Origin of the sequence: Chondrinema litorale, assembly GCF_026250525.1 — a bacterium.
GTDB classification, from domain to species: Bacteria; Bacteroidota; Bacteroidia; order Cytophagales; family Flammeovirgaceae; genus Chondrinema; species Chondrinema litorale.
In genome coordinates this window covers 173,189-197,479 of sequence record NZ_CP111050.1, presented here as the reverse complement: position 1 = coordinate 197,479, position 24,291 = coordinate 173,189, and the positions used below count along the sequence as shown (strand labels likewise).

The following is a 24,291-nucleotide window of genomic DNA, read 5'->3' as shown; positions in this document are numbered from 1 at the left end:
ATTATGCTAAATTAAATCAAAATCACATTTTTCTAAGATAATAGTAAAAGCCAATAGCTAATAGAATATGTAAAGTGAGATTTGGGGCAACTCCAGATAATAATGTGATAATTCCATTTTGGTAAGCGATGAACTCAATCAAAAATAATCCGATTTGAATGATGATGTTTCCTAAAAACAAAGCTTTGAGTGTATCAGATTTTTCATGAGCTCTTACCATAAAATTTGTAATTCCCAAAGCCAATAAAAGAATGCCAACTTCGGTCATCCAAACATCTGTTGCTTCGTTTGGTGAGGTGCCCTTACTGGCTAATAACATTGCCGGAAAAAGAGTGGCTACTAGACCAACTGTACAAGCAATAAATGAGGCAATGGTTAAAAATGTTTTCTGTGTCATAACATAAGATTTTGTGTTCAGCAAAATTGCTGCTTGTTCCACACCTTATGCTTGACATAGATTAATTAATACTACTACTTAATTGATGTATATCAATTTCCATCATTTTTAGAGACAGTCTTTCTTATTCTACTTAAATGTTCCGCTGAAATATTTAAATAAGAAGCAATGTATTTTAGTGGAACACGCTGCAATATTTCGGGATAAGCATCTATTAAATGGAGATAGTTTTCTTCTGCTGTATATAGGTTAATCCTCTCATAGTTTTCTATCAGTTTTACATGTATCTGCTCAACAGCCAATCTGCCAATTCGCTCAAAAGATTTATACTTGTCGAAGAGTAAATACAAAGCACCTCTTGGCACTATAGATAAATCTGTAGTTTCTACAGCCTCATAATTTTTTGTGCATTTTTTATGAGAAATAAAACTGTAATCGTCGTAAAAAAGACTATTTTCAAAATAGAAATGATGTGTATTCTCCTTCTCTTTAATTAAAGAAAAGCTTCTAATTAATCCCTTATTTACAAAAACCAATTGGCGGCATATGTCACCAGTTTTCCAAAGAAGCTCTCCTTTTCTCACCGTTTTTGTAGATAAAAATTGCTCAAGATCATTCCATGCACATTCTTCAACCGGAGCAATTTGATTGAGCGCTTCCTTTAACTTTGCGTAATACATTATAGAAATTATCTGATAATATCTGTATCCACCGGTTTATAGCCCAATTGCCTACTTAAAGATAGAATTTGGCCTTTGTGGTGGAATTCATGTGTAATCACATGCGTAAAAATAGTAATAGGATTTGTTTTTTTCTTTATCCCATTAATATCGTAGATAATTTCTATTCCAGGATTTGAATTTACATAGTCAAAATACTCTTGTGTGAGTTGGTCTACTGTGCTAAAAAGACGCTTAATTTCATGAATACTGTCAATAGAATCGTATAATGTAAATTTTATATCTTTTTTAAGTCCGTGTTTTCCAATCCAGAATTCGTACACATTTGCCACATGTACTAGTAAGTTTCTAATGCTTCCGCGGCCGAATGAACTGCTCTCCATGGTTAAATCATCCGGGAATATGGTCATACAATATTCTAGTAGTATGTTTCTTGACTGCTTAATCAGCTCGTATTGCTCTTCCAACTTGAAGGAATTTGGTTGTTAGTAAAAAAACTGCCTTTCTATGCTAAAAATCGCTAAATAAATATAAGCCATTTCTTTACCAAAATATACCTACAAAATATTATTTTACTTTTGTTGAAGTAATTATAATTAATCTAAATATGGAAATTACGATGATAAAAAAGCACAATCATATGTAAAAAGATGTATATGTAGATTTTTTAATATAATTGGTTAGGTTCCAACTATTTTAAGATATATCCAATTCTTAAATGAATATTGGTGGCAAGATTCGAATCGTTTCCTAAGCCCGTATAATGTTTGTATCCAATACCTATTCCAGCTTCAAAATTGAAATTTTCACTAATACTTCTACGAATTCCCCAAGTTGGTACTATGGTTACATTGGTTTTCTCTTCTCTTTTGTAATTATGATCTCCATCTGTAATCATAAACCAATAAGGATGGTAACTGGTCTCAATAGAAAAATAGTTAGCACTATTCTTTGAGGTGGGTTTACCACTCAAAGCTCTTTTCTCAATATTATAGTACCACCTTGGTTCTAGAGTTAACTCTGGTGTTATGGTATAAATATCAGAGTTTGATGTAAACCCAAATGAGTCGAACATTACTCCCACCTCTGTTCTAAGAGTAAATTGCTCAGCTAATTTGCTTTCACCGTTAACCCAAATTCCAAGCAAGCCAGCTTGTACTCCTAATGTTGCTTTTTCAACACTCGATTCTTGTGCATTTGCGATCAGAGAAATTGCACAAATAATAATAGTTAGTAGAATCTTCATTGTATTAACCTAACACTTTTATGGTATAATATAAATATGTAAATTCTTAAGCCCAGATCAAAAAAATACCAATATTTTATGCTTTTTTAACTTTGCAAATCTTGAATTTATAATTAGATGGAAAGGTAAACTATTTGAATATGGCTCATTTTACTGCATAATCTGAGCACTTTGCTGCATATCATTTATGAACTGACTTATTTTTTATTAGAATAGCATAGTGAATTAATATAACTATGCTTAGAAATTACTTAAAGATTACCCTTAGAGGATTAGTTAAAAACAAACTCTTCACCTTTATCAATGTATTTGGTTTAGCACTTGGTATTACAGGATGCTTGCTACTAACCATGCATATTTGGGATGAGCTTACTTTTGATCAGTTTCATGAGAAAAAGAATAATATATATCAGCTCTCTTATCATTATAAAGACAAATTGTATAGTTATACCTCACCTCCACTCGCGAATGCCATTCAAGAAAGTTTACCTGAAGTAAAGCAAGCAGTAAGATTTTATGAAAAAACAGCAAATATTCAGATTGGATCAGAGGCTTTTACTGAAGAAATTAATTATGTCGATCCTATATTTTTTGACATGTTTAATTACCCTTTTCTAGAAGGAAGTCAAGAAAATCTATTACAAAATCCACAGGAAATATTACTAACTCATAAGATTGCTCTTAAATATTTTGGTGAAGAACCAGCAATAGGTAAAACCCTCAGAATTAGGTCAGACGACTGGTCTCAAGATTACGATTTTATCGTAACAGGAATTCTAGCAGATATACCTGGTAATTCTAGTTTGCAATTCGATATTATTCTGCCAATCAGTTTTTTAGAAAAAGTTGATTATTCCTTTCAGAATGGAGGTTCGTGGCAGTCTTTAGGCCCAAATACTTTTATTGAAGTGAATGAAGGAGTAAACATATCAGGATTAGAAAATAAAATAATTGATTTAGTCGATTCGAGATTACCTGATGAAAATCGGAAAAGAGTATATTCATTATTGCCGCTTCTAGAGATTCACTTTGCTGATGTTAACCAAAGGATTATTGTAACCAGTAAGCTTAGTTATGTTTATATTTTGGCTAGTTTAGCTGCTTTAATACTTATAATTGCGTGTATTAATTTTACCTCACTTTCAATAAGTCAGTCATCTCGTAGAACTAAAGAAGTAGGGATGCGCAAAACGATGGGAGCTTCTAGAAAGCAGTTGATTATACAGTTTTTGAGCGAATCTCTTTTAATGACGATATTGTCTTTTATTTTGAGTGCTGTGCTTCTGACGTTTTCTATTGGAGTGTTTAACGATATTGTAGGTAAAGCACTTTCATTCAAAATATTTTCAGAACCAATATTTCTAATACTCATTGGTGGATTAATAATTCTTACTGGTTTCTTATCAGGAAGTTATCCGGCATTAATTTTATCTAGCTTTTCGCCAGATACTAATCTTAGGCAAAAATTTAAATTGTTTGGCAACAAGCAATTAATTGCTGTACTCGCTACTTTTCAGTTTATTCTCTCTTCATTTTTAATCATAAGCACATTTTTGATGAATGAACAGATGCAAGCTGTTTTCTCTAAAAACCTAGGTTTTAAAGAGGATTTTGTTCTAAAACTGAAAGTTCCCCATAATAGATCAGGTAATCTACTAGATAAATATAGAAATGAACTATCCAACGAGTCTGTAGTTAAATCAGTCTCTGGAAGTTGGAATGAGATAAGTAGTGCAAATGGCATTTCATTTAACGCATTTGATTTTGAGGTTCAAAATCGAGAGCTCAAAGGCAAAGCTCTTAGTATAGATCACAAACTACTAAATACTTTGCAGGTTCAACTCAAAAAAGGTAGAATGCTTTCTTCTTATGATACTGTAAGAAGTTATAAAATGGTAATAGTGAATGAAAAATTTGTTACTGAAGCTGGATTGAAAAATCCAATTGGAACAGTAATAGATTTCCCTGCAGGTATCTATTTATCAGATTTGTTTTTAAAAGCTGAAATTGTCGGAGTGGTAGAAGATTTTCATTATGAGTCATTACACCAGACTATAGCTCCATTGATAATACAATTGGGTACTACACCCTATTACAGCGATTTATACATTCGTTTAGCTCCTAATAATCTAAATGAAGGCTTAAGCAAACTTACAGAAAAGTGGAAGGTAGTTGCTCCTGATTTGCCTTTTGACTACGAGTTTATGGATGAGGTAGTAAAACAGCAATATGAGGCTGATCAAAAATGGTTGACCATTGGTTTTTATGCATCTGGTTTAGCAATCTTTATTGCTTGCATGGGTATGTTTGGTTTGGCTGCATTTTCATCAGCGCAAAGAGTAAAAGAAATCGGCATTCGCAAAGTTATGGGAGCCTCTGTGAGCAGTATATTAATGCTGCTTTCTAAAGATTATATCAAGCTAGTTTTACTGGCTTATATCATCGCGGTGCCTTTAGCCAATTATGTTTTTAGTGTCTGGCTCGAAAGTTTCGCCTTTAAAATAGCCATCTCTTGGTGGTATTTTTTAATAACCGGAATAATTGTCTCACTTATAGCCATTTTAACAGTAAGCGGGCAAAGCTTTAAAGCGTCAGTTAGCAATCCGATAGATTGTTTAAGAAATGAATAGTTGTAATCAAATTGATAAAAAAAGAGGGCTTCAAATTGGAGCCCCTTTTTGTTGTAATTAAAAATTAAAATATAGAGTTAAACAACGGTGACATTTATTGTCTTAAAATATATTAGCTCATTTTCTAACAGTGCTATTTTATCTTATGATAAAACAAAAACTCAAACCCCAGTAAGATTTGAGTTTCCTTTTTGTATCGGATTGCAATTCATTTAATATGATATATAAACACTAAAAAATTCAACCTTAGCAAAGCTGAAATTTTTCACCTATGTAATTAATTGAAATAAATTTAGGGAAAGCTTTTCTGAATTGGATGGCTGATTTAAGTATTTAAAAATATCTTAAAGTTCTATTCATCTCGATATATTATTGGTCAAAAATTTATTCCATTCCTTATACATTTCTTTACTCAAAACTCTTGAAAATTTATGCTGCCCTCCTGCTTTGCCTTTCATTTTTAAAAACTCATAAAATATGCTTATGGGCAAAACTTCAACAAAAACCTCTTTTAAAGCGGCTTGTCTTTCCACACGATAATCATCATTCAATTCTTTGAGCTGATTATCTAAAAATTGCTTGATTAAACCTGGCTCTATGTGATTCTCCACACCCAAAAACCATTGGTGAGCAAACAAACCATTATAAGGTATTCCAACTACTGTAAACTCTGGAATATTAATACCAAACTCTGCTGCTGTATTGGTAATCGCACGGTTCATATTGTCAACCGAAAGATGTTCTCCACACAGGCTGATAAAATGTTTTGTTCTACTGACAATTTCTATTTCGGCAAGTTCTACAGAATTAAACCTGATTACATCCCCAATTAAATACCGCCATACCCCTGCACAGGTAGAAATGAGTAAAGCATAATCTACATTTGCCTCAACTTCTTGCAAAGAGAGCACTGTTGGATTATCTAAAATTTCTCTCTTTGCGCTAAAATTACTTTCGTTAAATGGTATAAACTCAAAGTAAATTCCATTATCTGTAACCAATTACATATTATGGGTTTTCGCGCCTTTTTCGTATGCGATAAATCCCTCAGATGCCAGATAAGTTTCTAGTAGGATTACCTCTTTGCCAAATAATTTTGTAAGACTGTTTTTATAAGGATTTATAGCTACACCACCATGAGCGAAGATGGTGAAATTATGCCCACATCCCAAGTTGGAGCAGTATTTACCATGGCATCTATTTTTGCATTCCAATCTTTTATAGAAGAAATTTTCTTTCCCGGTTTATAAAATCTAAAAAACCAAAGCGGAAACTTTTTCGCCATTATTCCACTTAAATCGCCTATATTAAAGGTTAACATTTCACTAAAATCTATAATTTTTCAAAATAGCTTATGAAAGAATTATTAAATTAATGTTATTTTTAACTATTGAAAATCAGTTAGTTGTGAGCGAAATATCAATTGGGAAATGAGTGTGCTTTTCGCCAACAGAGTGTTGAAAGAAGAGAATGAGAAAATCGCTATTTATACCAATTATTGATGTTAAGTACTGATGATAATAAATCTAAAATATCAATTTAAATAATAGAAAACACTTCGGTTCAGCAGTTATATAACAACTTACATACTTTAAAAATTTACAAGATATCCACGTTTAATACATAGACGATATCAATTAATAATTTTACTATTTCGTCTTTAGATTGAAAATAGACTAAGCTTTTGGTATAACACGATATATTATATATTTTTATTTGGTATATTATAGAATCGTTTAAAATTGAATTTGGTATTTAGTTGAAATGGCTATAAAAGGTTTTGTATGTCTGACGTAGTTGAGAACATTTTATTAAAGTTTGCCTTTATTTCAATTTCACTTATCATCCTTTTTTTTGAAGTAAATGCGCAAAATGAGATCATATCTCGAGATCAATATACTTTTCGGGCAATTACAAATGATGATGGGCTATCGCACAGCAGGGTAATTTGTGTTGAGCAAGATCATTTAGGATATATCTGGATTGGGACTCAATTTGGTCTTAATATGTATGATGGCTATTCTTTTAAAACTTTTAGAGAAATTGCCAAAGACAGTACTTCCATTTTTGGAGAAAGAATTAACGACATACTTTTAGACAGTAAGCAAAATCTTTGGGTAGCTACCTCAAAAACTGTTTCTAGATACGATTTTGAAAACAAGAATTTTATCCATTTTAAAAGGATACCTAAAACTTTTCAGATTGCAGAAGACAGTAAAGGCATGCTATGGTTAACAACTGAAAAAGGTTTAGCCGCCTTTAATCCAAAAACGGAAGAGATAAAATTTCATCAACATGAGCCTAAAAATGATAACTCAATTATTAATAATGAACTGAGAGCTCTATTAATAGACAAGCATGATAATCTCTGGATGGGAACGGATAATACTCGAACCGGAGCAATGGGTTTAACTCATTATAATCCAAAAACAGGCACTTTTAGACGGTATCAGCATAACCCAGAAGACATAAACTCCCTTTGTGAAAATAGAATAGAAATTATTTATGAAGATAAGTTAGGCAAAATCTGGATTGGTACGCACGACGAAGGCATTAGCATTTACAATCTAGAAGAAGACAATTTCACCAATTATAAAATTGAAGAAGATTTAAGAGCTAGCAACAGAGTAAGGGCATTTGCAGAAAGTTATGATGGTAATTTTTGGGTTGGTACTTCTGTTGGATTGTATTTATTAGATACAGCCTCAATGGTTTTTAGTAGATATGCACACGAAGGTCATCCATTTGCTAAGCTGAGCCAAAACTCTATTCAATGTGCATTTTTGGATAGCCACAATGGCATGTGGTTAGGAACTTTCTCTGGTGGAATAAACTATTCTAGTCTGTTCAGAAATGGCTTTGTTAATTATAACTATAAGGCTTTTGCAAATGAGTTTTTTTTAAAAGATGAAAGTGTAAATGCATTTGCAGAAGATAAGCTTGGCAATTTATGGATAGCCACAACTACTGGTTTAAATTATTTGGAGCGAAATACTGAGCTCATCACAGAAATTCAGTTTAAAGAAAACAATGGAGTAAAACCCATCTCTAATAATATAAACCATATAATTACAGACCAATATAACAATGTGTGGACTGCCAATAATAATATGGGGGTAAGCCAATATAATCCGTCAAAAAATAGCTTTAAACACTATATTCCTTTTCCTAATAATGTCTATGACTCTAAGAATAGAATTAAAGTTTTGTGCTTAGACAATGACAAAAACCTTTGGGCAGGTTCTCAAGGTACCTTACTAATTAAAAAGAAAAATTCTGAAAAGTTTATAGAGGTAAGTTCTGAAAGTACAGGTTTTAAAAATATTCCGGATTTTAGCAGAGTGAATGTATTGAGTTTAGGTAATAGTGGTAAACTTTGGGTTGCAGGCATTCACATTTTAGCTTCATTTGATAGCAATGATAAAAGCTTTACTGAATACAATGTTAGGTTAAGCAATAATTGGTTTGAAATTACAACACTTTGGGAAGATTTACAGGGCAATGTTTGGATCGTTTGGGATTATGAAATTTTACTGAGGTTTGATCCTGACACACAAGAAATTATTAACTATAGTCAAAACAAAGAAATGCCTAATGTGAACTATCATGCAATTTTAGGCGATAATGATGGTAATTTATGGATGAGCTCAAATGATGGTATCGTTGAGTTTAGAAATATAGCCAACAATAACTTAGTAATTGACTACCTTCATTATAACAAGCACGAAAACTTACAGGGCAAACAGTTTTTTAACAATTCATCTTACAAATCTGATTCTGGCGAATTGTTCTTTGGAGGGAATAGTGGATTTAATGCATTTTATCCAAATGAAATCAAACCAAATGTACATACTCCCATTGTTATCATTAACAAAGTAGATTTAAATAATATTCCACTAAAAAAATATGAAAAGTTAAATAAAGAATCGATTGCACAAGTAGATAATAATCTAATAACTAGCATTGAATTAGACCACCATATAAAAGTTTTTACACTGGAATTTACAGGACTTTTATACACTAGTTCTCAAGACAAAAAGTACAAATATTTTTTAGAAGGCTTCGACAGCGACTGGGTAGATGCTGGTTATAAAAGAACCGTTACCTATACAACTTTGCCACCGGGCGATTACACTTTTAAAGTTAAAGCTGCCAATCAAGATGGTATTTGGAATAACAATGCCACTATGCTGTATATTAAAATTTTACCTCCTTGGTGGAATACGACTCTTGCGAAAGTTTCTTATATGTTAATAGTTTTTTGCTTAGCTTATACTTTTTATAAAGTGAGAGTTAGCAATATTAAGTCTCAGAATAAATTGCTTGAAACCTTAGTAAAAGAGCGCACAGCCAACCTCAGAGAAATGAATTATTTGATAAAAGAACAAAACGAAGAAATACAAGCTCAGTCTGAAGAACTAGAAGAGTCTTATAAAGAAATATCAAAAATTAATGAAAATCTGGAAGTAAAAGTAGAAGCAAGAACTGCCGATTTAAAAAAGTCTAATCAAGAATTAGACAATTTCGTTTATAGAGTTTCTCACGATATAAGAGCGCCTTTATCTTCTGTAATGGGTCTTGTAAAGCTAATGGAAATAGAAGTTGATCCGATTAAGCTTAAAGAATATCTGCAAATGACAGATACTAGTATTAGGAAACTCGACGGTTTTGTAAGAGATATACTCGATTATTCTCGTAACTCTAGGGTTGCGGTAAAAGTCGAAGAAATTGATTTTGCACACATTATTGCAAATACGCTAGAAGATTTACAGTATATGCAAAATGCAGCTAAGCTCGAAGTGATAAAAGAATATGAGTTTGAAGAACAGTTTTACAACGATTCTTCTAGAATCAATACTATTTTTAGAAACTTACTATCTAATGCTATCAAATATCAAAACCCAAAGAAAGAAAATCCATTTTTATTGATAAAGGTTGTTGTGAAAAACAGCATGGCAAATATTGAGATTAAAGACAATGGAATTGGCATTTCTGAAGAATACCTAGAGAAAGTTTTTGAAATGTTTTTTAGAGCCAGTGAAATCTCTGTTGGTTCGGGAATTGGGCTTTATATTGTTAAAGAAGCAATTGATAAACTAGGTGGAAAAATATCGCTTGAATCGGAGTTTAATAAAGGCACTACTTTCTCGCTTACCTTACCTAATTTATTAAATATTGGAAGTGATAAGCCAGAATAACAAAAAACCTACTGTTAAATTAACAGTAGGTTTAAATCAAGTATAATCAGAATAATTTTGCTTGAAAAAAATACAACATCATATTTTTTCAAAGCGACTCATCATGTCTTTCCAATTGGTAAAGACAATGCCTTCTTCTTCAAAAAACTTTATTAACTCAGGATCAGAAAACATTTCGTATTCCCACACTCGCTGTTGCCATGAGTTGGTAATAGTTTTGAGGTTTTCTGTATAAACTGAAGGATGAAATATAATTTCAGTGATGCCTGGGTTTAAAGATTTTATTAGTTTTTTAAAGTTTTCTATCTTTTCATCATAAGTTTTGCCTGTAGGTACACTGGTAAAGTTGTCCAGTTTTGGTAAGCTATATTTATTTGCCAATTCAATCACTTTATCGTCAATAGGATAGCCAACCGCTTTAAACTTGGCCGCTGTTACACTATCAGACAGATCAATTACATTAGCAGGGATTTTATATTCTTCAGCCACATTAAAAAAGGCTTTCACATAATCGTAATGGCCATATAATGTACCCATGTGTGTATCAATATGGTCTGGTCTGTAACCCAATGCAATAGATTTTTCTATTTGTGCTCTTATCTCCTTTTCTACTTCTTCGCCAGAAGCGTGAATTACTACATCTGGTACTTCGTGCCACATCTTACCTTCATCATCAATTAATCCGGGAACCTCTGCTGTATCAGTAACAGAAGCCCATCGGTAAGTTTTCCATTCGCTAGTAAGCGTGAGATGTAAGCCTAAGTCTTCATTTGGATGTGATTTTGCCCAAGTGATAAAATCTTCAAAATTAGGACATGGAGGCATTCCAGCACCTGATTGGATATAATCACCTTCCAAAATTTCAAATGCTGCTTTGTTGGCTTCGTCGCACATACCAACATCATCTGCATGCAACATAATCACTTTTTTACCCTTTTCGAAACCCAGTTTTTCAGCCCAATTTGTGGGGGTATCTATGGTTTCTTCTGTATTCTGTTTATTGGTACATGAATAAATGCTCATAAGCATTAATCCTGAAAGTAGTACCTGTGTTAAATAAAGTTTCATAAGAAAATTACTATTAATTCTCAATTATTTAATACTACTGTAATAGTATTACTGCATAGTTTGCAATATGTACTATCAGAGAATTAAATTTTTTTTAGAAACTTTTTATTGAAATTAATTGGGGTTTAGCTAGCGCCATTTATTGATTCTGGCTGCTTTTTCTTCGAACTGAGAAGCAAGAGATTTTACTTTAGATTTAAGAAGTAATTTTCTACCTTCAATATTTCTAGTGTAGATCATCTCACAGTTTCCTACATAAAATTCCCATTGTTTTTTAAAGAATTGAACATGTTGCTTTTTTTTATGAATGATCTCTGGTACAGCATGATAATCTCGTTGGGAGATTAAATTTAAAAATTGGCTTTTTCTAACAATCAGGTATCTAGGATTTTCAATATCGCTTACAACTTCATGCAATGCATTTATAAATGCTGATCTTTCGTAATTACTACCACCTTCTAAATGACAATATACAGAGCCATCTTTTTGTACCTCTGCAAACAATTCCAGTTCCGATTTATGCGTATGAATCACTCCTATTTTTATGAGTGTGTTTAAAACTACTTGCCCGATACCTTGGAAATCTTTAGCAATGTCTCTGTATTTCACATAGGTCTTGAAAGTTTTAAAGCTTTTTCCTCCAAGTGCGATACTACCAGAAATACCTAACAAAATTGCCCAATGCCAAAAATCATCGGCAGATTCCATAAACCAAAAACCCTTTGTAAACGAAAATATGGCTCTAAAACCAAAAGCCGCTACACCTAAAGAGCCAGCCATATAACCAATGGTTTTGTTGTAATGCAAAGATTTTACTCGTTGATATTGAACATTTGGAGGTGATGGAATTTTGATTTCTTCTACTAAATTAACTCCATTTTCAATCGATTTTGACCATTTTGCTTTTAATAACTCACGTTGAGCTGCATTTTGAAACATCGATTTGTTAAACAGATTTAGCTGTTTTTCTCTGGTTTCATCTTCAAACTTTTGAGGTAAATTCAATCGATTAATTCCGTTTTCGATACCGCTTTCTTCATCTAGATTTACCCCTACAAATGCTTTAAACCTTCTCTTTAAAAGTTTAAGATCATCGCCACCATTTTTTGCAGTTGGATCGATACAGACCAAATGCCAAATGTTGCCAGTTTTATTCTGATTGTTTCTATCTGTTCTTATCGCTCTGCCTCTCATTTGATTAGAAAGCACATAAGAACCAACAAAACTTGCGAGTATTAAAGAGTTAATAGCAGGTGCATCCCAACCTTCGCCCAATAAAGACTTTGTACCTATAAGTACCTCTATTCCACCCTTTTGGAAAACTTGTGTAGTAATGTTCACTACATCATGTTTGATTTGCTCAGTTGCATTGATGATGAGATAATTACCATCGTAAGCTAATGGAGAAGTTGAAATTACTGTAATGCCAAACAGACTGCTAATTGTGGTAAACAATGCCAGTGCTGATTGAGGAATAATAACCAAAGAACCCGATAAAATCCCTAATTTTGCATTGTTATTATTATTTCTCCTTAAAGATTCAAAAATAGAAACAACACCAATTTTGTTTAGTTCAAGCTCGTTTTCTGGGGTGCTCACTAAAAATTCTTTCCGGATGTAATCCGTTAAAATTACCATACGCAAGTCTAATGCGAGGTTCTGATATTCAAAGGCTACAATGTTGTTAATACCTTGCAATTTGCTAATACTCGAACCCAAGTATTGATCAATTTTTTCAGAAGTACTAAAGTTTATGGTCTTATTTTCTAAGACATGTGCTCTTTTTAATGTTTTGATTAATTCTTCTTGAAACACTTCATGTTCCTTGGTATTTTCTGCATCCTTAAAAAGGAAATAAGCTAAAAGAATTTCTAACCACTCAAACGTAAGTTGAGGTATTTTCACTTTTTTATTATCAATTAATTCAAGATGCTCTTCTGTAATCTCTATACCTCCTGCCTTCAGATAAATGAGCATGGCAGAGTAATACTCAAGGTTTGAGTAGATCGCATCTAAGTGCTCCTTTGGCTCAACAAAATATGGGTGATTACTTAAGATTTTAATAAACTCCCCATCGTATTTTATATCATTAAAAACAGCTATACTGCTTCGCCTTATTTTCTCAATCTTTCTTTCTTCTATCTCTGTTGGTTTCGATAGAAATACATAATCTTGATGTGGACATAAATCACCTTCTGCAACTAATTCAGGCACAGATATCTCAGTATCAACAGGGCCATTCAATGTGATATAGCGCTGCCATTCCTGATGTGAAACATCGTATGGAGGTGTGGCAGTTAAGCCAACAATAGTTGGTTGTAAAGCTCTTTTAACTTCGTCTAACGATTGCCACCAAGCATTTTTTAAGTGATGCGCTTCATCTATTACGATAGTACCAATTTGCTGCTCCTTAAGTACAGAGATTAATTGAGTTGGATTCTCTAAAAGTTTTGTTTCTTCATCAATTTCCTTTTGTTCATTTTTGAGGGCAGCATGTAAACCTTGGTAAGTTGATACAGTTAAAAATTTGGGATTTTTAATATCCCGAGAAATCCAGTCGGGTTTTCTATCTACTTGTAAGAATAAATCACAAAATCGCTGAATCCATTGATTGCGGATGGCCACAGTAGGAGCCAATACCAAGCTCGGCTTATTAATGCGCAACATCACTTCTAAACCAAGCACAGTTTTGCCAGAGCCAGGAGGAGCAACAATGTGTAAATGATTGTCTTTTAGGTGTTCATCTAGTTCCTGCAATACCCTTTGCTGATATTTTCTCCAATTGTATTTGAAATTAATATTTGCAGGAAATTCTTTCAAACTGATGATTTTATTTAAATAATATTTGTACTAATATAGAAAAAGGAGACAAACTTAATAAGTTGCCCCCTTCTATAAAATTATATTTCTTAGGCTGATTATTCTTTAACTACTTTCAATCCGTCACTATCTCTACATTAAAGCCCATAAACAATCCGCTTTCGAGTACGCCGGGGATGAGTTTGATGTCTTTCTCTAGGGTCGGTGCTACTTTGTTAAATTTTACATCGAGTATAAAATTGCTGTTCTCTGTAATTACAGGTCCATCTTTGTGAGCGGCTAGCCTGAGCACAATATCTGTCGCTCCTAGTTTTATTAGAGCACTTTCAACACTGGCCAAAGCTGCTGGCACAGTTTCTACTGGAACAGGAAATTTCTCTCCTAATGAATTTACTAGTTTCGATTTGTCGGCCAAAATATAGGTCTTTTCGGCAGCAGCCATTATCAATTTTTCTCTAAACATCGCTCCGCCACGTCCTTTAATTAAGCTATTTTGAGGGTCTATTTCATCTGCACCGTCAAAGCCCCAATCCGGTTTGCCATCGTTAAAAGAGATAGTTGGTATCCCTAGTTTGATACATAAAATATCAATCTCATGAGAGGTTGGAATAGCTTTTACATCCAGATTTTCATTTTTGATTTTTTTAGCAATTTCTAGTATTGCCATATAGCTTGTAGAACCTGAGCCAAAACCGATTACATCACCATCTTTCACTTTATCTGCAATTAATTTAGCAATCTTTGCTTTTGATTCTTTGTTTTTTATTTCACCATTCCAGCCAAAACTTTCAACTAATTTGCTATTCCAGTTCATATCTTAAAGTGTTATTTTGGCTTGAAAATAAAAAATTATAAAGTTTTAGCCTTCATTAAAACAAAAATTAATGATTTTGCTTTTTCATTTTCACAAATTTAGCCAGCTTGGCATTCAATTCTTTTGGATTAAAAGGTTTTAAAATATGGTCTTCCATTCCCATTTCCTTAATCTTGTTTTTTACTTCTAGCATGGTTGAGGCAGTCATGGCTAAAATTGGAATATTTGCCTTTTCTCCACCAAGTTGTTTTATTCTTATGGTCGCCTGGTAGCCATCCATTTCTGGCATTTGAATATCCATCAATATTAGATCATAATCATTTGCCGAAACTTTCTCTACAGCCTCAAAGCCATTTTCTGCATAATCTAGTTCTACATTCCATTTAGTTAAAAACTCTGTAGCTATTAGTCTATTTGTCATATTATCTTCTACCAATAATACTTTCAAACCTTCCAAATTATAGCTAGTATGATCACCAAAACTATCTAAATCTTCTGACTCACCTAAGTGTAAATTCTTATCAGCTTTATTAAATCTTAGTTTAAATCTAAAGCAAGAACCTTTACCTAATTCACTTTCAATTTCAATAGTACTGTCTTGTAATTCCAACAACTTTTTAACTATAGAAAGCCCAAGTCCTGTTCCACCAAATTGCCTTGTAGTACTTTCGTTTGCTTGTGTAAATCGCTCAAAGATCACATCAATTTTATCTTGAGAAATTCCAACACCAGTATCGTTTATTTCGAATAGCAGCAAGAGTTGCTTATCATTTTCTTCCACCAATTCTATATATAAACCGACTTTTCCCTTCTCAGTAAATTTGATAGCATTACCCATTAAGTTATTGAGGATTTGCACCAAACGGGTTGGATCGCCTTTAATTACTTTTGGTATATCGGAATCTAGCTGAATTTTAAGTTTTATATTTTTCTCTTCAGCTTTAAAAGTAAATGCTTGTTTCAAGCTATGAGTCATTTCGAACAAACTAAATGGAATGTTCTCAAAATTGATCATGCCAGATTCTATTTTGTTATAATCCAGTATGTCATTCACTAAGGCCAATAGATTATCGCCAGAAAATTTTAATGTTTTAAGCTTTTCAAGCTGGTCTTCCCTAGGATTACTCCCCATTAGCAAATGAGTCATCCCGATTACGGCATTTAGCGGTGTTCTTATTTCATGAGACATGTTTGATAGAAAGGCTGACTTTGCTTCTGCTGCCTGTTCGGCTTGACTTAAAGCTGTTTCTAATTTCTCTTTAGCTTGTTTAGCTTTTTCTATATCCTGAAATGTACCATATATACGCTTGCATTCTCCATTTTCCATTTCAGGAATACCAATTGCCCTCACCCATTTATCAATCCCTTTGGCAGTGGTTATTTGCAATTCTACATCCCAGCTTTTTCCGGTTTTTATGCCTTTCTCGACCACTTTTGCAATTATTTCTCTGCTTCTTCCTTCTTTATAAAAATTAATTCCCTGTTCTAAGCATGGTTCATAGTCTGGTGCAACATCATGAATGGCTTTAGTAATGTCTGACCAAGTTAATTGCTGAGTGTTTAAATCTAAATCCCAACCTCCAACACCGGCTACTTTACTGGTTTGCTCTAAAAGCTCTTTGGTTAATTGTAGCTCATCAGCAGCAACTTTACTTTCTGTAATGTCTCTAGCTATGGCAAAAATTAAATTGCCAATTGGCTTAGACCGCCATTCCAAATATTTGTAAGTTCCATCTTTACAAAGATATCTATTCGTAAAACTCAAGATTTTTTTACCCGCAGCTAACCTCCCCATTACTTCCATTGTTTGAGAAACATCATCAGGATGTACAAACCCAATAAAATATGAGCCATTTAATTCTTCTACAGAATAACCTAGTGCATCTGTCCAAGAGGCATTAACTTTAATAAACCTACCACCTAAATCTGAAATACAAAGCAAATCTACTGCTACCGAAAAGAAACTGTTTAACTCCTCGGTCTTCTCAATCAATTGTTTTTCGGCTGCTTTACGCTTCGTAATGTTTTGTATAACACAGATGATTTCTTCGTTATCGCTTTCAGAAACAACTAAACTAGTAATTACCATCTCGTACCATTGGCTACCATTTTCTGTTTCAATTTCAAAAACTAATTGTTCTCTGTTTTTCTTTTCAGAGAGTGTTTTAATGGTATTTTTTATAATGGTTATTGTATTATTTGAAAGATTCGTATTTGTAATTTTATTTCCAGCTTTCAAATTTTGAATATAATTATCGTCAGTTGTTCTATTAAAAAGCTCAACGATTTTAAGCTTCTTATCTAAGATAAATACAATATCTCCGGTACTAGAAAGAATTTCGTTAAGCCGTCTATTTGTTTTAACAAGGGCAACTTCTTGTTCTTTTTGAGCTGTAATATTATTGTGTGCACCCAACATTCTCACAGGTTTGCCATCTTTATTTCTTATAGCCAAACCTCTACATTTAATCCAAATTGTTGAGCCATTTTTATGAATGTATCTAAAGATTTGTTCGAATGGTTGAGAAGGATCTGCAAGATGCTTTTCTACACTTTTATATGCTGCTTGCAAATCTTCTGGATATACTTTATCCTGCCATGCCGAAGATTTATGTGGCATTTCTGATGGATTATAGCCTAGAGTAATCCAAAAAGTGTCGTTCATCCATTCTTCTTCTGGGTTTTCTAAATCCCAGTACCACAACCCATCTAAAGTGCTTGACTGAATGAAATCAAAAATTTCATCACTAGTTTTAATTAGTTTATAAAGCTCTTCTTTTAGATAGTGGTTTTCATTTACGTTCATATCTGCACCTTTTTGATTAAATTTAAAAAGCGTATGAAGTAAGTTTATTATAAAGAATATACAATTTAAGCCACTATAGCTAAACCCTATTTTTTGTACAATTCAATTTAGGATTCAAATAAGAAACAAATTGTATAAAAAACAGATATATACTTTGTTATGTTTAAGTTAAAGATTTCCTTTTTAGATGGAATTCGATATTTTTTAATTTAATTACCTAACATATCTTGTAGTAACCTACTTATGAAATATATGATTTTTTTAATTAAATTAACACTTGACAAAATTTACATAAAAATTTGATTATCAGTAATTTTAGATACTAACATTAAATAGAAAAGCACATATATTTAAGCGTAATATTGCTTTTAGAATCAATAACTGAAACTCATGAACATGAAAGAAGCCATTAAGATGAAAGTGAATGGACTGGAACAGACTATTGACACTGAACCAGACACACCCTTACTCTATGTTTTAAGAAATAATTTGACACTAAATGGCCCTAAGTTTGGCTGCGGACTTGGCCAATGTGGAGCTTGTATAGTGCTATTCAATGGAAAGTCTATTCCCTCTTGCCAAATACCTATAAGTGCAGCAAATAACGCAGAAATAGTCACCTTAGAAGGTCTGGCAGATGAAGCCGGCCATTTACACCCTGTTCAACAATCTTTTATTGATGAACAAGCCGCTCAATGTGGCTATTGTACAAATGGGATGATCATCGCCTCTGTATCTCTTTTAGAAGAAAATGCCAATCCAACAGATGAAGAAATCAGAAATAAGTTACAAAGCAATATATGCCGATGTGGTGTGCATTCACGAGTAATTAGAGCTGTAAAAAAAGCCGCTGCACTTTAACCATAATTGATAATATCTATGCAAAACCTTAAAACATCAAGAAGAACTTTTATAAAATCGGCAGGTTTTCTCAGCATTGGTTTTACCATGTTTGGAAGTAGCTGTATACAAAGAAGTGATGCTCCAATTAGTAGCAATGCTGTAGATGATAGCCGAGTTAATGCTTGGCTACAAGTACTTGAAAATGGTAAAGTAAAAATTCTGACAGGTAAAATGGAACTTGGCCAAGGTGTAAAAACTGCGATTATGCAAGTTGCTGCCGAAGAATTAAACACAGACATGAGTTTGATAGAAATACATGTGGCAGAAACTGATATTACTCCAAATGAAGGTTACACAGCAGGTAGCCGATCGATTGAAACTAGTGCCATGTCTGTGAGAAATGCAGCTGCTTGCACCAGAGAAAAATTAATAGAATTAGCATCTAAAGAACTAGAGGTAGATCAAAATGCGCTTACTTTAAAAGATGCGACAATAAGTGGTGGGCATAAACAAATTAGCCTTTATGAATTATTAAAGGGCAAACAATTAACAGAAAAAGTTGGCGAGCCTAAAACCATATTTGCAAAAACAGAAAGAAAAGTAGTTGGTAAACCCATTTCCAGAAAAGACATTGCCGACATTGTACAAGCCAAGCTACATTTTATCCATGATTTACGCTTTGATGGAATGGTACATGCACGCATTATCAGACCAATAACTTATACTTCTAAACTAGTTTCTGTTGATGAAAACCTTTTGAATAAGGAAGAAGGATTTAAAAAGTTAGTGAAAGTAGGTAGCTTTCTTGGCGTAATTGCAGAAGAAGAATTTCAGACAATAAAACTGGCTAAGACGATCAAAAAAAATGCTCAATGGGAGAATCCAGAAACTCTTCCGGCTAATACTCCACTCAAAGAATTGATACAATCACTACCTGCAGATACTGAAACAGATAAAGCATCTGGAGATTGGGAAACTTCTATTCAGCAAACCAAAATACAGCATAAAGCGAGCTACTTTAAACCATATATTATGCACGCTGCAAATGGTCCTTCTTGTGCAATAGCTTTGTTTAAAGAGGGTAAGTTAAACATCTGGACACATAGCCAAGGAGTTTATCCGCTCAGAAGTACTTTATCTAGCTTATTGGAATTAGCCGAAGATAAAATCCACATTCAAGGAGTACCCGGTTCTGGTTGCTATGGTCATAATGCTGCCGATGATGTAGCAGCAGAAGCTGCCATTCTTGCTAAGAATTACCCGGACAAACATATTCGTTTGCAATGGATGCGTGAAGAAGAAAACAGTTGGGAACCTTATGGTACAGCCATGTTAATGGAGTTAGAAGCGGGCTTAGATGAAAACGGTAAAATACAAGGTTGGAAATACGATCTTTGGTCTGATGGACATAGTACCAGACCGGGTAGAAATGCCGAAAACCTTTTACCTGCTCGCTATATGGACAAAGGCTATAAAAGACCTGCTTCTGGTTTTAGAGGTGGAGCTACAAGAAACGCTGAACCCTATTACGAGATAGCTAATATGCAATTACAATCGCACATTTTTACAGGTCCATTAAGAAGGTCTGCTCTAAGAGGACTAGGTGCTTACGCTAATATTTTTGCCATAGAATCTTTTATAGATGAGCTGGCCGAAAAAGCGAATATAGAACCCATAGATTTTAGAACCATGCATCTAAAAGATGCTCGTGCCTTGTATTGTTTGCAAAAACTAAAAACCAATATACGAAATGTAAAATCAGCAGAAAACGAAGGTTTGGGTTTTGCTTTTTCCAGATATAAAAACTCAGCCTCTTACTGTGGTGTTGCTGCGCATGTTTTCGTAGATAGAAAAAAGGGAGCAGTAAAAGTGAAGAAAATGTGGGCTGTTATCGATTCGGGGGAAACAATTAATCCAGATGGCTTAAAAAACCAGACCGAAGGTGGAATGATTCAATCTGCAAGTTGGGCTTTAAAAGAAGCTGTAACTTTTGATGAAAACCATATTACAAGCATAGATTGGGCTAGCTACCCTATTTTCAGATATAATGATGCCCCAGAAACAGAAGTTGAAGTGATTGATAGAGTAGATCAACCACCATTAGGTGCTGGTGAAGCTGCACAAGGGCCAGCAACTGCCGCCATTGTTAATGCTATACACAAAGCAACAGGAATTAGAATTAGAGAATTGCCATTAAATCAAGAATTGCTGAAAAAGCCTTAAGAACATTCCTCTATTAAGTCCGCATGCATATTGTGGGCTTTTTTCTTTAGCCCTACTCCTTATATTAATCGTAAATCTTTTACGTCATTAAATTTTGGTCAAAACTATTGTTTTTATAGCGAGTCTAGCTTAGTTTTAGAACTTTATTTATATTGAGTCTAAATAAATATAGCATAGATGAGCAGCAAAAAGAACAACAGAAAGTTTAAGAGCATTATGGGTTTTGTCCACTTATGGTTGGGCTTAATTTCCGGAATTATTGTTTTCATAATTGCTATTACTGGTTGTTTTTATGCTTTTCAAGCCGAATTGAGAGACCTTACTGAGCCATATAGATCAGTTGAAGTAGAAAACAAAGCTGCTTTACCTCCATCTTATTTTGAAAAAGTAGCTCACGAAACTCTTCCAGGTAAACACCTACATGGTATCAATTATCCGGGAGCTGATAAAGCAGTTGAAATTATCTATTTCGATTTTGCTCCTAACTATCATTACTTCTACGTTTTTGCCAATCCATATACTGGAGAAGTGCTTAAAGTAAAAAACATGGAAGAAGATTTCTTTCAGTTTATTCTTGATGGTCACTTTTACCTTTGGCTACCACCAGAAATTGGGCAACCAGTTGTTGCTTATGCTACACTAGTTTTTGTAGTAATGCTCATTACAGGTATTGTACTTTGGTGGCCTAAAAACAAAGCTGCTGCAAAACAGCGATTCAGTATAAAATGGAGTGCAAGGTGGAGAAGAAAAAACTACGATATACATAATGTACTCGGTTTTTACTCTTATTTCATTGCATTAATATTGGCTTTAACCGGACTAGTTTGGGGATTCCAATGGTTTGCCCAAGGTGCTTATCTAGCTTTAGGAGGTGAGAAATCAACCATGTATCTAGAACCTCAATCAGATACCACAAACATTGCTACTTTAACTGCTAATACTGACTTACCACCTATTGATAAAATCTGGCATAAAATGCTCGATGAATACCCAAATGCAGAATCTATTGAGGTACATGTTGCCGAAACTAAAACAGGACCAATTGCGGCCAATGCTAACCCAGACGCAAGCACTTTTTGGCAAGTAGATTACCGTTACTTCGACCAGTATACTTTAGAAGAAATTCCTGTAGATCATATATATGGAAGACAAGCAGCATTGGATAATGCTGATAAAGTATTCAGAATGAATTACGATATACATACCGGCGCTATACTTGGTTTTGCAGGAAAACTGTTAGCCTTTTTCGCGAGCTTAATTGTTGCTAGTTTACCAATAACCGGTTTTTACATCTGGTATGGTAGAAGAAAAAAGAAAAAAGCAGCAAAAGATACAAGCTCTAATCAAGCTCAAAGACAAACTCAATCTGCCAGAAAAAGCTTTAAACCTAAGAAAAGAGAGAAAGTTTCTCAAGAGGTAACTTCATAAATTAATTAGCATAACCTCTTTAAATCTGATATTTGCCTTAAATTGTTAGCTTTAGGTTTTGATGTATTTTAATATGGAAGAAAATCCTGTTATACAATATCTAAAGCATAATGGCAGATACCCAGAGAAGGATTTATTGATGCTTCAAGATGAACTTGTATTTCGCAAATTGAAAAAAGACGAAATACTACTTGAAAAAGGAGAAGTTTGTTCCACTTTTTCATTTTTGGAAGCGGGAGCTATAGTTCATTATGATATAGATTCAGATATTTATACTCATGTTTTTGATGTGAACATCCCAAAAGATTGGGTGATCAATCACAAAAGTTTTTCTTCCCGAAAACCTTCTGAGTACACGATTAAAGCTTATGAAGAGAGCACTATTTATTCTCTTTCCATAGATTCAATTCATAAGTTAATTGGAATTTCTCAGGTATTTTTACAGCTTGGTAAGCTCCTAGACGAAGCCACTTCTAGGGTTGAATTTTTTGATAAAAACTACTCTCCTGATGAAAAATACCAATACATACTCGATAATAAACCTGCACTACTTCAAAAATTCCCACAAAGGTTAATCGCAGCTTATTTAAAAATTACACCCGAAACTTTGAGCCGCGTAAGAAATAGGTTTTCAAAATCCTAATACATTTATTGATTTCGATCAACGTCTGTTTCCAATGCTGCTTCAGATATTTGATTTTCTAAAAATAATCTAAATGGAAAATCAATTTTACAGAAATGCAGGTATTTCTCTCATTACAGGAGCTATCTTAATTATCACAACTATGGTATTGCATCCAACTGGTGGAAGCTTGCATCATATCATCCAAATTACAAACATAGCGATGATCTCTCATGCAATAGGCATTTTTAGTATACCAATGTTAGCATTTGGGTTTTATGGTTTATCTCAATATTTACTTGATAAAAGTAAGGCCTCGACTCTAGCCTTTCTAATTATGCTTTTAGGTTTAATAGCTGCCATGTTTGCAGCCATTATAAATGGATTAACCATCCCATATTTTTTAAACCAATATGCAGAGAATATCGAAGCAAATGAAAACTTGTTAAAGGCAATTATCAAATTTGGATTCAGCTTTAATAAATCCTTAGATTATGTTTTTATTAGTGCTTGCTGTTTGGCAATATTACTTTATTCTATCATCATTATGTTGCAAAATAAAATGCCTAAATGGATTGGTATTTATGGTCTTTTGCTCATTTTACTCACTTTAATTGGTTTGGCAACTAGTTTTGTTTTTACAAGTGTTTTCGGATTCAGCATTTTCATTTTCAGCATTGCAAGTTGGTTTTTAGCAACTGGATACTTACTTACAAAATCTAAAGGAATATGAGCAAAGAAAAAATTAAAAAAGCTTACGAAGAGTTGGCAGAAAGTTATAATGCATTAATAGATACCAAACCTCACAATGCCTATTACGACCGCCCAAATACTTTGAGTTTAGTCGGAGATATACATGGCAAATCTGTGCTCGATGCCGCTTGTGGGCCGGGAAAATACGCAGAAGAATTGATTAAAAAAGGTGCAAATGTCACAGGTTTTGATCTCAGCCCAAAAATGATTTTACTTGCAAAAAAAAGGAATAATACGCCTAATTCTTTCTTTGTGCACGACTTGTCAAAACCACTCGATATGTTTGAAAACGCATCTTTTGATCTGGTAATTTGTGCTTTGGCTTTGCACTACCTAGAAGATTGGGACCAAACAATGCAGGAGTTTTATAGAGTTTTAAAACCAAATGGACGTTTGGTAATTTCAATCGAACATCCATTTTTTGAATACAATTACTTTAAGTCTACCAAGTATTTTGATGTAGAACTAGTAAAATGCACATGGTCGGGCTTTGGCAAACCCATCGAAATGCATAGTTACAGAAGGTCTTTAAATGATTGTATAACACCGCTTACAAATAATGGATTTTTAATCGAGAAAATTCTAGAACCTAAACCAGTAGAAGCTTTTAAAAAAGCAGACCCAAGACATTACGAAGAGTTGAATACTTTTCCAGCTTTTATGTGTTTAAGTGCATTAAAAAAGTAATATAACGGCTAATGAACCAGACTTAAATAATATACTTGTACAGGTTGTTAGCATAGATATTTAATGTATCTTAGTT

The 24,291-nt window shown here is 33.5% G+C and carries 18 protein-coding genes; 8 read left to right on the top strand and 10 right to left on the bottom strand.

What is annotated here, in order from left to right; all coding sequences use genetic code 11:
* Window positions 1–22 precede the first annotated feature (22 nt).
* The 4 genes from OQ292_RS30265 to OQ292_RS30250 form a co-directional block, all read right to left on the bottom strand.
* Window positions 23–397 carry a hypothetical protein gene (locus tag OQ292_RS30265; RefSeq protein WP_284687853.1) on the bottom strand — a complete coding sequence of 125 codons (375 nt, stop codon included), beginning with the start codon at window positions 395–397 and terminating at the stop codon, window positions 23–25.
* A gap of 92 nt (window positions 398–489) precedes the next feature.
* Window positions 490–1,077 (bottom strand): Crp/Fnr family transcriptional regulator, encoded by a 588-nt coding sequence (locus OQ292_RS30260; protein WP_284687852.1) that lies wholly within the window; start codon window positions 1,075–1,077, stop codon window positions 490–492.
* An 8-nt stretch (window positions 1,078–1,085) separates the two neighbouring features.
* A complete protein-coding gene (locus OQ292_RS30255; RefSeq protein ID WP_284687851.1) occupies window positions 1,086–1,544 on the bottom strand; it encodes a DinB family protein in 459 nt (152 codons plus the stop codon).
* 224 nt (window positions 1,545–1,768) lie between these two features.
* Entirely contained in the window at window positions 1,769–2,323 is a 555-nt protein-coding gene (locus OQ292_RS30250; RefSeq protein ID WP_284687850.1) for a DUF3575 domain-containing protein, read from the bottom strand.
* A gap of 236 nt (window positions 2,324–2,559) precedes the next feature.
* Here OQ292_RS30250 and OQ292_RS30245 point away from each other — a divergent pair, with 236 nt between their 5' ends.
* Window positions 2,560–4,953 (top strand): ABC transporter permease, encoded by a 2,394-nt coding sequence (locus OQ292_RS30245; protein WP_284687849.1) that lies wholly within the window; start codon window positions 2,560–2,562, stop codon window positions 4,951–4,953.
* 356 nt (window positions 4,954–5,309) lie between these two features.
* Here OQ292_RS30245 and OQ292_RS30240 read toward each other — a convergent pair whose 3' ends face one another.
* Window positions 5,310–5,954 carry a GH3 domain-containing protein gene (locus OQ292_RS30240; protein ID WP_284687848.1) on the bottom strand — a complete coding sequence of 215 codons (645 nt, stop codon included), beginning with the start codon at window positions 5,952–5,954 and terminating at the stop codon, window positions 5,310–5,312.
* 125 nt (window positions 5,955–6,079) lie between these two features.
* Window positions 6,080–6,274, bottom strand: a complete 195-nt coding sequence (locus OQ292_RS30235) for a hypothetical protein (protein WP_284687847.1) — start codon at window positions 6,272–6,274, stop codon at window positions 6,080–6,082.
* Between the two features lie 463 nt (window positions 6,275–6,737).
* Here OQ292_RS30235 and OQ292_RS30230 point away from each other — a divergent pair, with 463 nt between their 5' ends.
* A complete protein-coding gene (locus OQ292_RS30230; protein WP_284687846.1) occupies window positions 6,738–10,151 on the top strand; it encodes a sensor histidine kinase in 3,414 nt (1,137 codons plus the stop codon).
* 78 nt (window positions 10,152–10,229) lie between these two features.
* Here OQ292_RS30230 and OQ292_RS30225 read toward each other — a convergent pair whose 3' ends face one another.
* From OQ292_RS30225 to OQ292_RS30210, 4 genes are all read right to left on the bottom strand, one after another.
* On the bottom strand, window positions 10,230–11,219 hold the full coding sequence (locus OQ292_RS30225) for a polysaccharide deacetylase family protein (RefSeq protein ID WP_284687845.1): 990 nt from the start codon (window positions 11,217–11,219) through the stop codon (window positions 10,230–10,232).
* Between the two features lie 129 nt (window positions 11,220–11,348).
* Window positions 11,349–14,039 (bottom strand): DEAD/DEAH box helicase family protein, encoded by a 2,691-nt coding sequence (locus OQ292_RS30220; RefSeq protein WP_284687844.1) that lies wholly within the window; start codon window positions 14,037–14,039, stop codon window positions 11,349–11,351.
* A 115-nt stretch (window positions 14,040–14,154) separates the two neighbouring features.
* Window positions 14,155–14,853, bottom strand: coding sequence for a ribose 5-phosphate isomerase A (rpiA, locus tag OQ292_RS30215; protein WP_284687843.1), 699 nt, complete (start codon window positions 14,851–14,853; stop codon window positions 14,155–14,157).
* A gap of 67 nt (window positions 14,854–14,920) precedes the next feature.
* Window positions 14,921–17,659 carry a PAS domain-containing hybrid sensor histidine kinase/response regulator gene (locus OQ292_RS30210; protein ID WP_284687842.1) on the bottom strand — a complete coding sequence of 913 codons (2,739 nt, stop codon included), beginning with the start codon at window positions 17,657–17,659 and terminating at the stop codon, window positions 14,921–14,923.
* 396 nt (window positions 17,660–18,055) lie between these two features.
* On the opposite strand from OQ292_RS30210, the gene OQ292_RS30205 reads away from it, so the two are divergent.
* The 6 genes from OQ292_RS30205 to OQ292_RS30180 all read left to right on the top strand — a co-directional run bounded on the left by OQ292_RS30205 (window position 18,056) and on the right by OQ292_RS30180 (window position 24,215).
* Window positions 18,056–18,520, top strand: a complete 465-nt coding sequence (locus OQ292_RS30205) for a (2Fe-2S)-binding protein (RefSeq protein ID WP_284687967.1) — start codon at window positions 18,056–18,058, stop codon at window positions 18,518–18,520.
* 18 nt (window positions 18,521–18,538) lie between these two features.
* Window positions 18,539–20,725 (top strand): xanthine dehydrogenase family protein molybdopterin-binding subunit, encoded by a 2,187-nt coding sequence (locus OQ292_RS30200; protein WP_284687841.1) that lies wholly within the window; start codon window positions 18,539–18,541, stop codon window positions 20,723–20,725.
* A 177-nt stretch (window positions 20,726–20,902) separates the two neighbouring features.
* Window positions 20,903–22,153, top strand: a complete 1,251-nt coding sequence (locus tag OQ292_RS30195) for a PepSY-associated TM helix domain-containing protein (protein ID WP_284687840.1) — start codon at window positions 20,903–20,905, stop codon at window positions 22,151–22,153.
* A gap of 73 nt (window positions 22,154–22,226) precedes the next feature.
* A complete protein-coding gene (locus OQ292_RS30190) occupies window positions 22,227–22,796 on the top strand; it encodes a Crp/Fnr family transcriptional regulator (RefSeq protein ID WP_284687839.1) in 570 nt (189 codons plus the stop codon).
* A gap of 73 nt (window positions 22,797–22,869) precedes the next feature.
* A complete protein-coding gene (locus OQ292_RS30185) occupies window positions 22,870–23,508 on the top strand; it encodes a hypothetical protein (protein WP_284687838.1) in 639 nt (212 codons plus the stop codon).
* Window positions 23,505–24,215, top strand: a complete 711-nt coding sequence (locus OQ292_RS30180; protein ID WP_284687837.1) for a class I SAM-dependent methyltransferase — start codon at window positions 23,505–23,507, stop codon at window positions 24,213–24,215. The genes OQ292_RS30185 and OQ292_RS30180 overlap by 4 nt, the downstream gene beginning before the upstream one ends.
* The last annotated feature ends 76 nt before the right edge of the window (window positions 24,216–24,291 follow it).

Bases quoted from the DNA above. Each gene is read 5' to 3' on its own strand.
- OQ292_RS30185 (WP_284687838.1), top strand. From the start codon at position 22,870: ATGGAAAATCAATTTTACAGAAATGCAGGTATTTCTCTCATTACAGGA.
- OQ292_RS30195 (WP_284687840.1), top strand. From the start codon at position 20,903: ATGAGCAGCAAAAAGAACAACAGAAAGTTTAAGAGCATTATGGGTTTT.
- rpiA (WP_284687843.1), bottom strand. From the start codon at position 14,853: ATGAACTGGAATAGCAAATTAGTTGAAAGTTTTGGCTGGAATGGTGAA.
- OQ292_RS30225 (WP_284687845.1), bottom strand. From the start codon at position 11,219: ATGAAACTTTATTTAACACAGGTACTACTTTCAGGATTAATGCTTATG.
- OQ292_RS30260 (WP_284687852.1), bottom strand. From the start codon at position 1,077: ATGTATTACGCAAAGTTAAAGGAAGCGCTCAATCAAATTGCTCCGGTT.
- OQ292_RS30250 (WP_284687850.1), bottom strand. From the start codon at position 2,323: ATGAAGATTCTACTAACTATTATTATTTGTGCAATTTCTCTGATCGCA.
- OQ292_RS30235 (WP_284687847.1), bottom strand. From the start codon at position 6,274: ATGTTAACCTTTAATATAGGCGATTTAAGTGGAATAATGGCGAAAAAG.
- OQ292_RS30245 (WP_284687849.1), top strand. From the start codon at position 2,560: ATGCTTAGAAATTACTTAAAGATTACCCTTAGAGGATTAGTTAAAAAC.
- OQ292_RS30210 (WP_284687842.1), bottom strand. From the start codon at position 17,659: ATGAACGTAAATGAAAACCACTATCTAAAAGAAGAGCTTTATAAACTA.
- OQ292_RS30190 (WP_284687839.1), top strand. From the start codon at position 22,227: ATGGAAGAAAATCCTGTTATACAATATCTAAAGCATAATGGCAGATAC.
- OQ292_RS30230 (WP_284687846.1), top strand. From the start codon at position 6,738: ATGTCTGACGTAGTTGAGAACATTTTATTAAAGTTTGCCTTTATTTCA.
- OQ292_RS30205 (WP_284687967.1), top strand. From the start codon at position 18,056: ATGAAAGAAGCCATTAAGATGAAAGTGAATGGACTGGAACAGACTATT.
- OQ292_RS30180 (WP_284687837.1), top strand. From the start codon at position 23,505: ATGAGCAAAGAAAAAATTAAAAAAGCTTACGAAGAGTTGGCAGAAAGT.
- OQ292_RS30265 (WP_284687853.1), bottom strand. From the start codon at position 397: ATGACACAGAAAACATTTTTAACCATTGCCTCATTTATTGCTTGTACA.
- OQ292_RS30200 (WP_284687841.1), top strand. From the start codon at position 18,539: ATGCAAAACCTTAAAACATCAAGAAGAACTTTTATAAAATCGGCAGGT.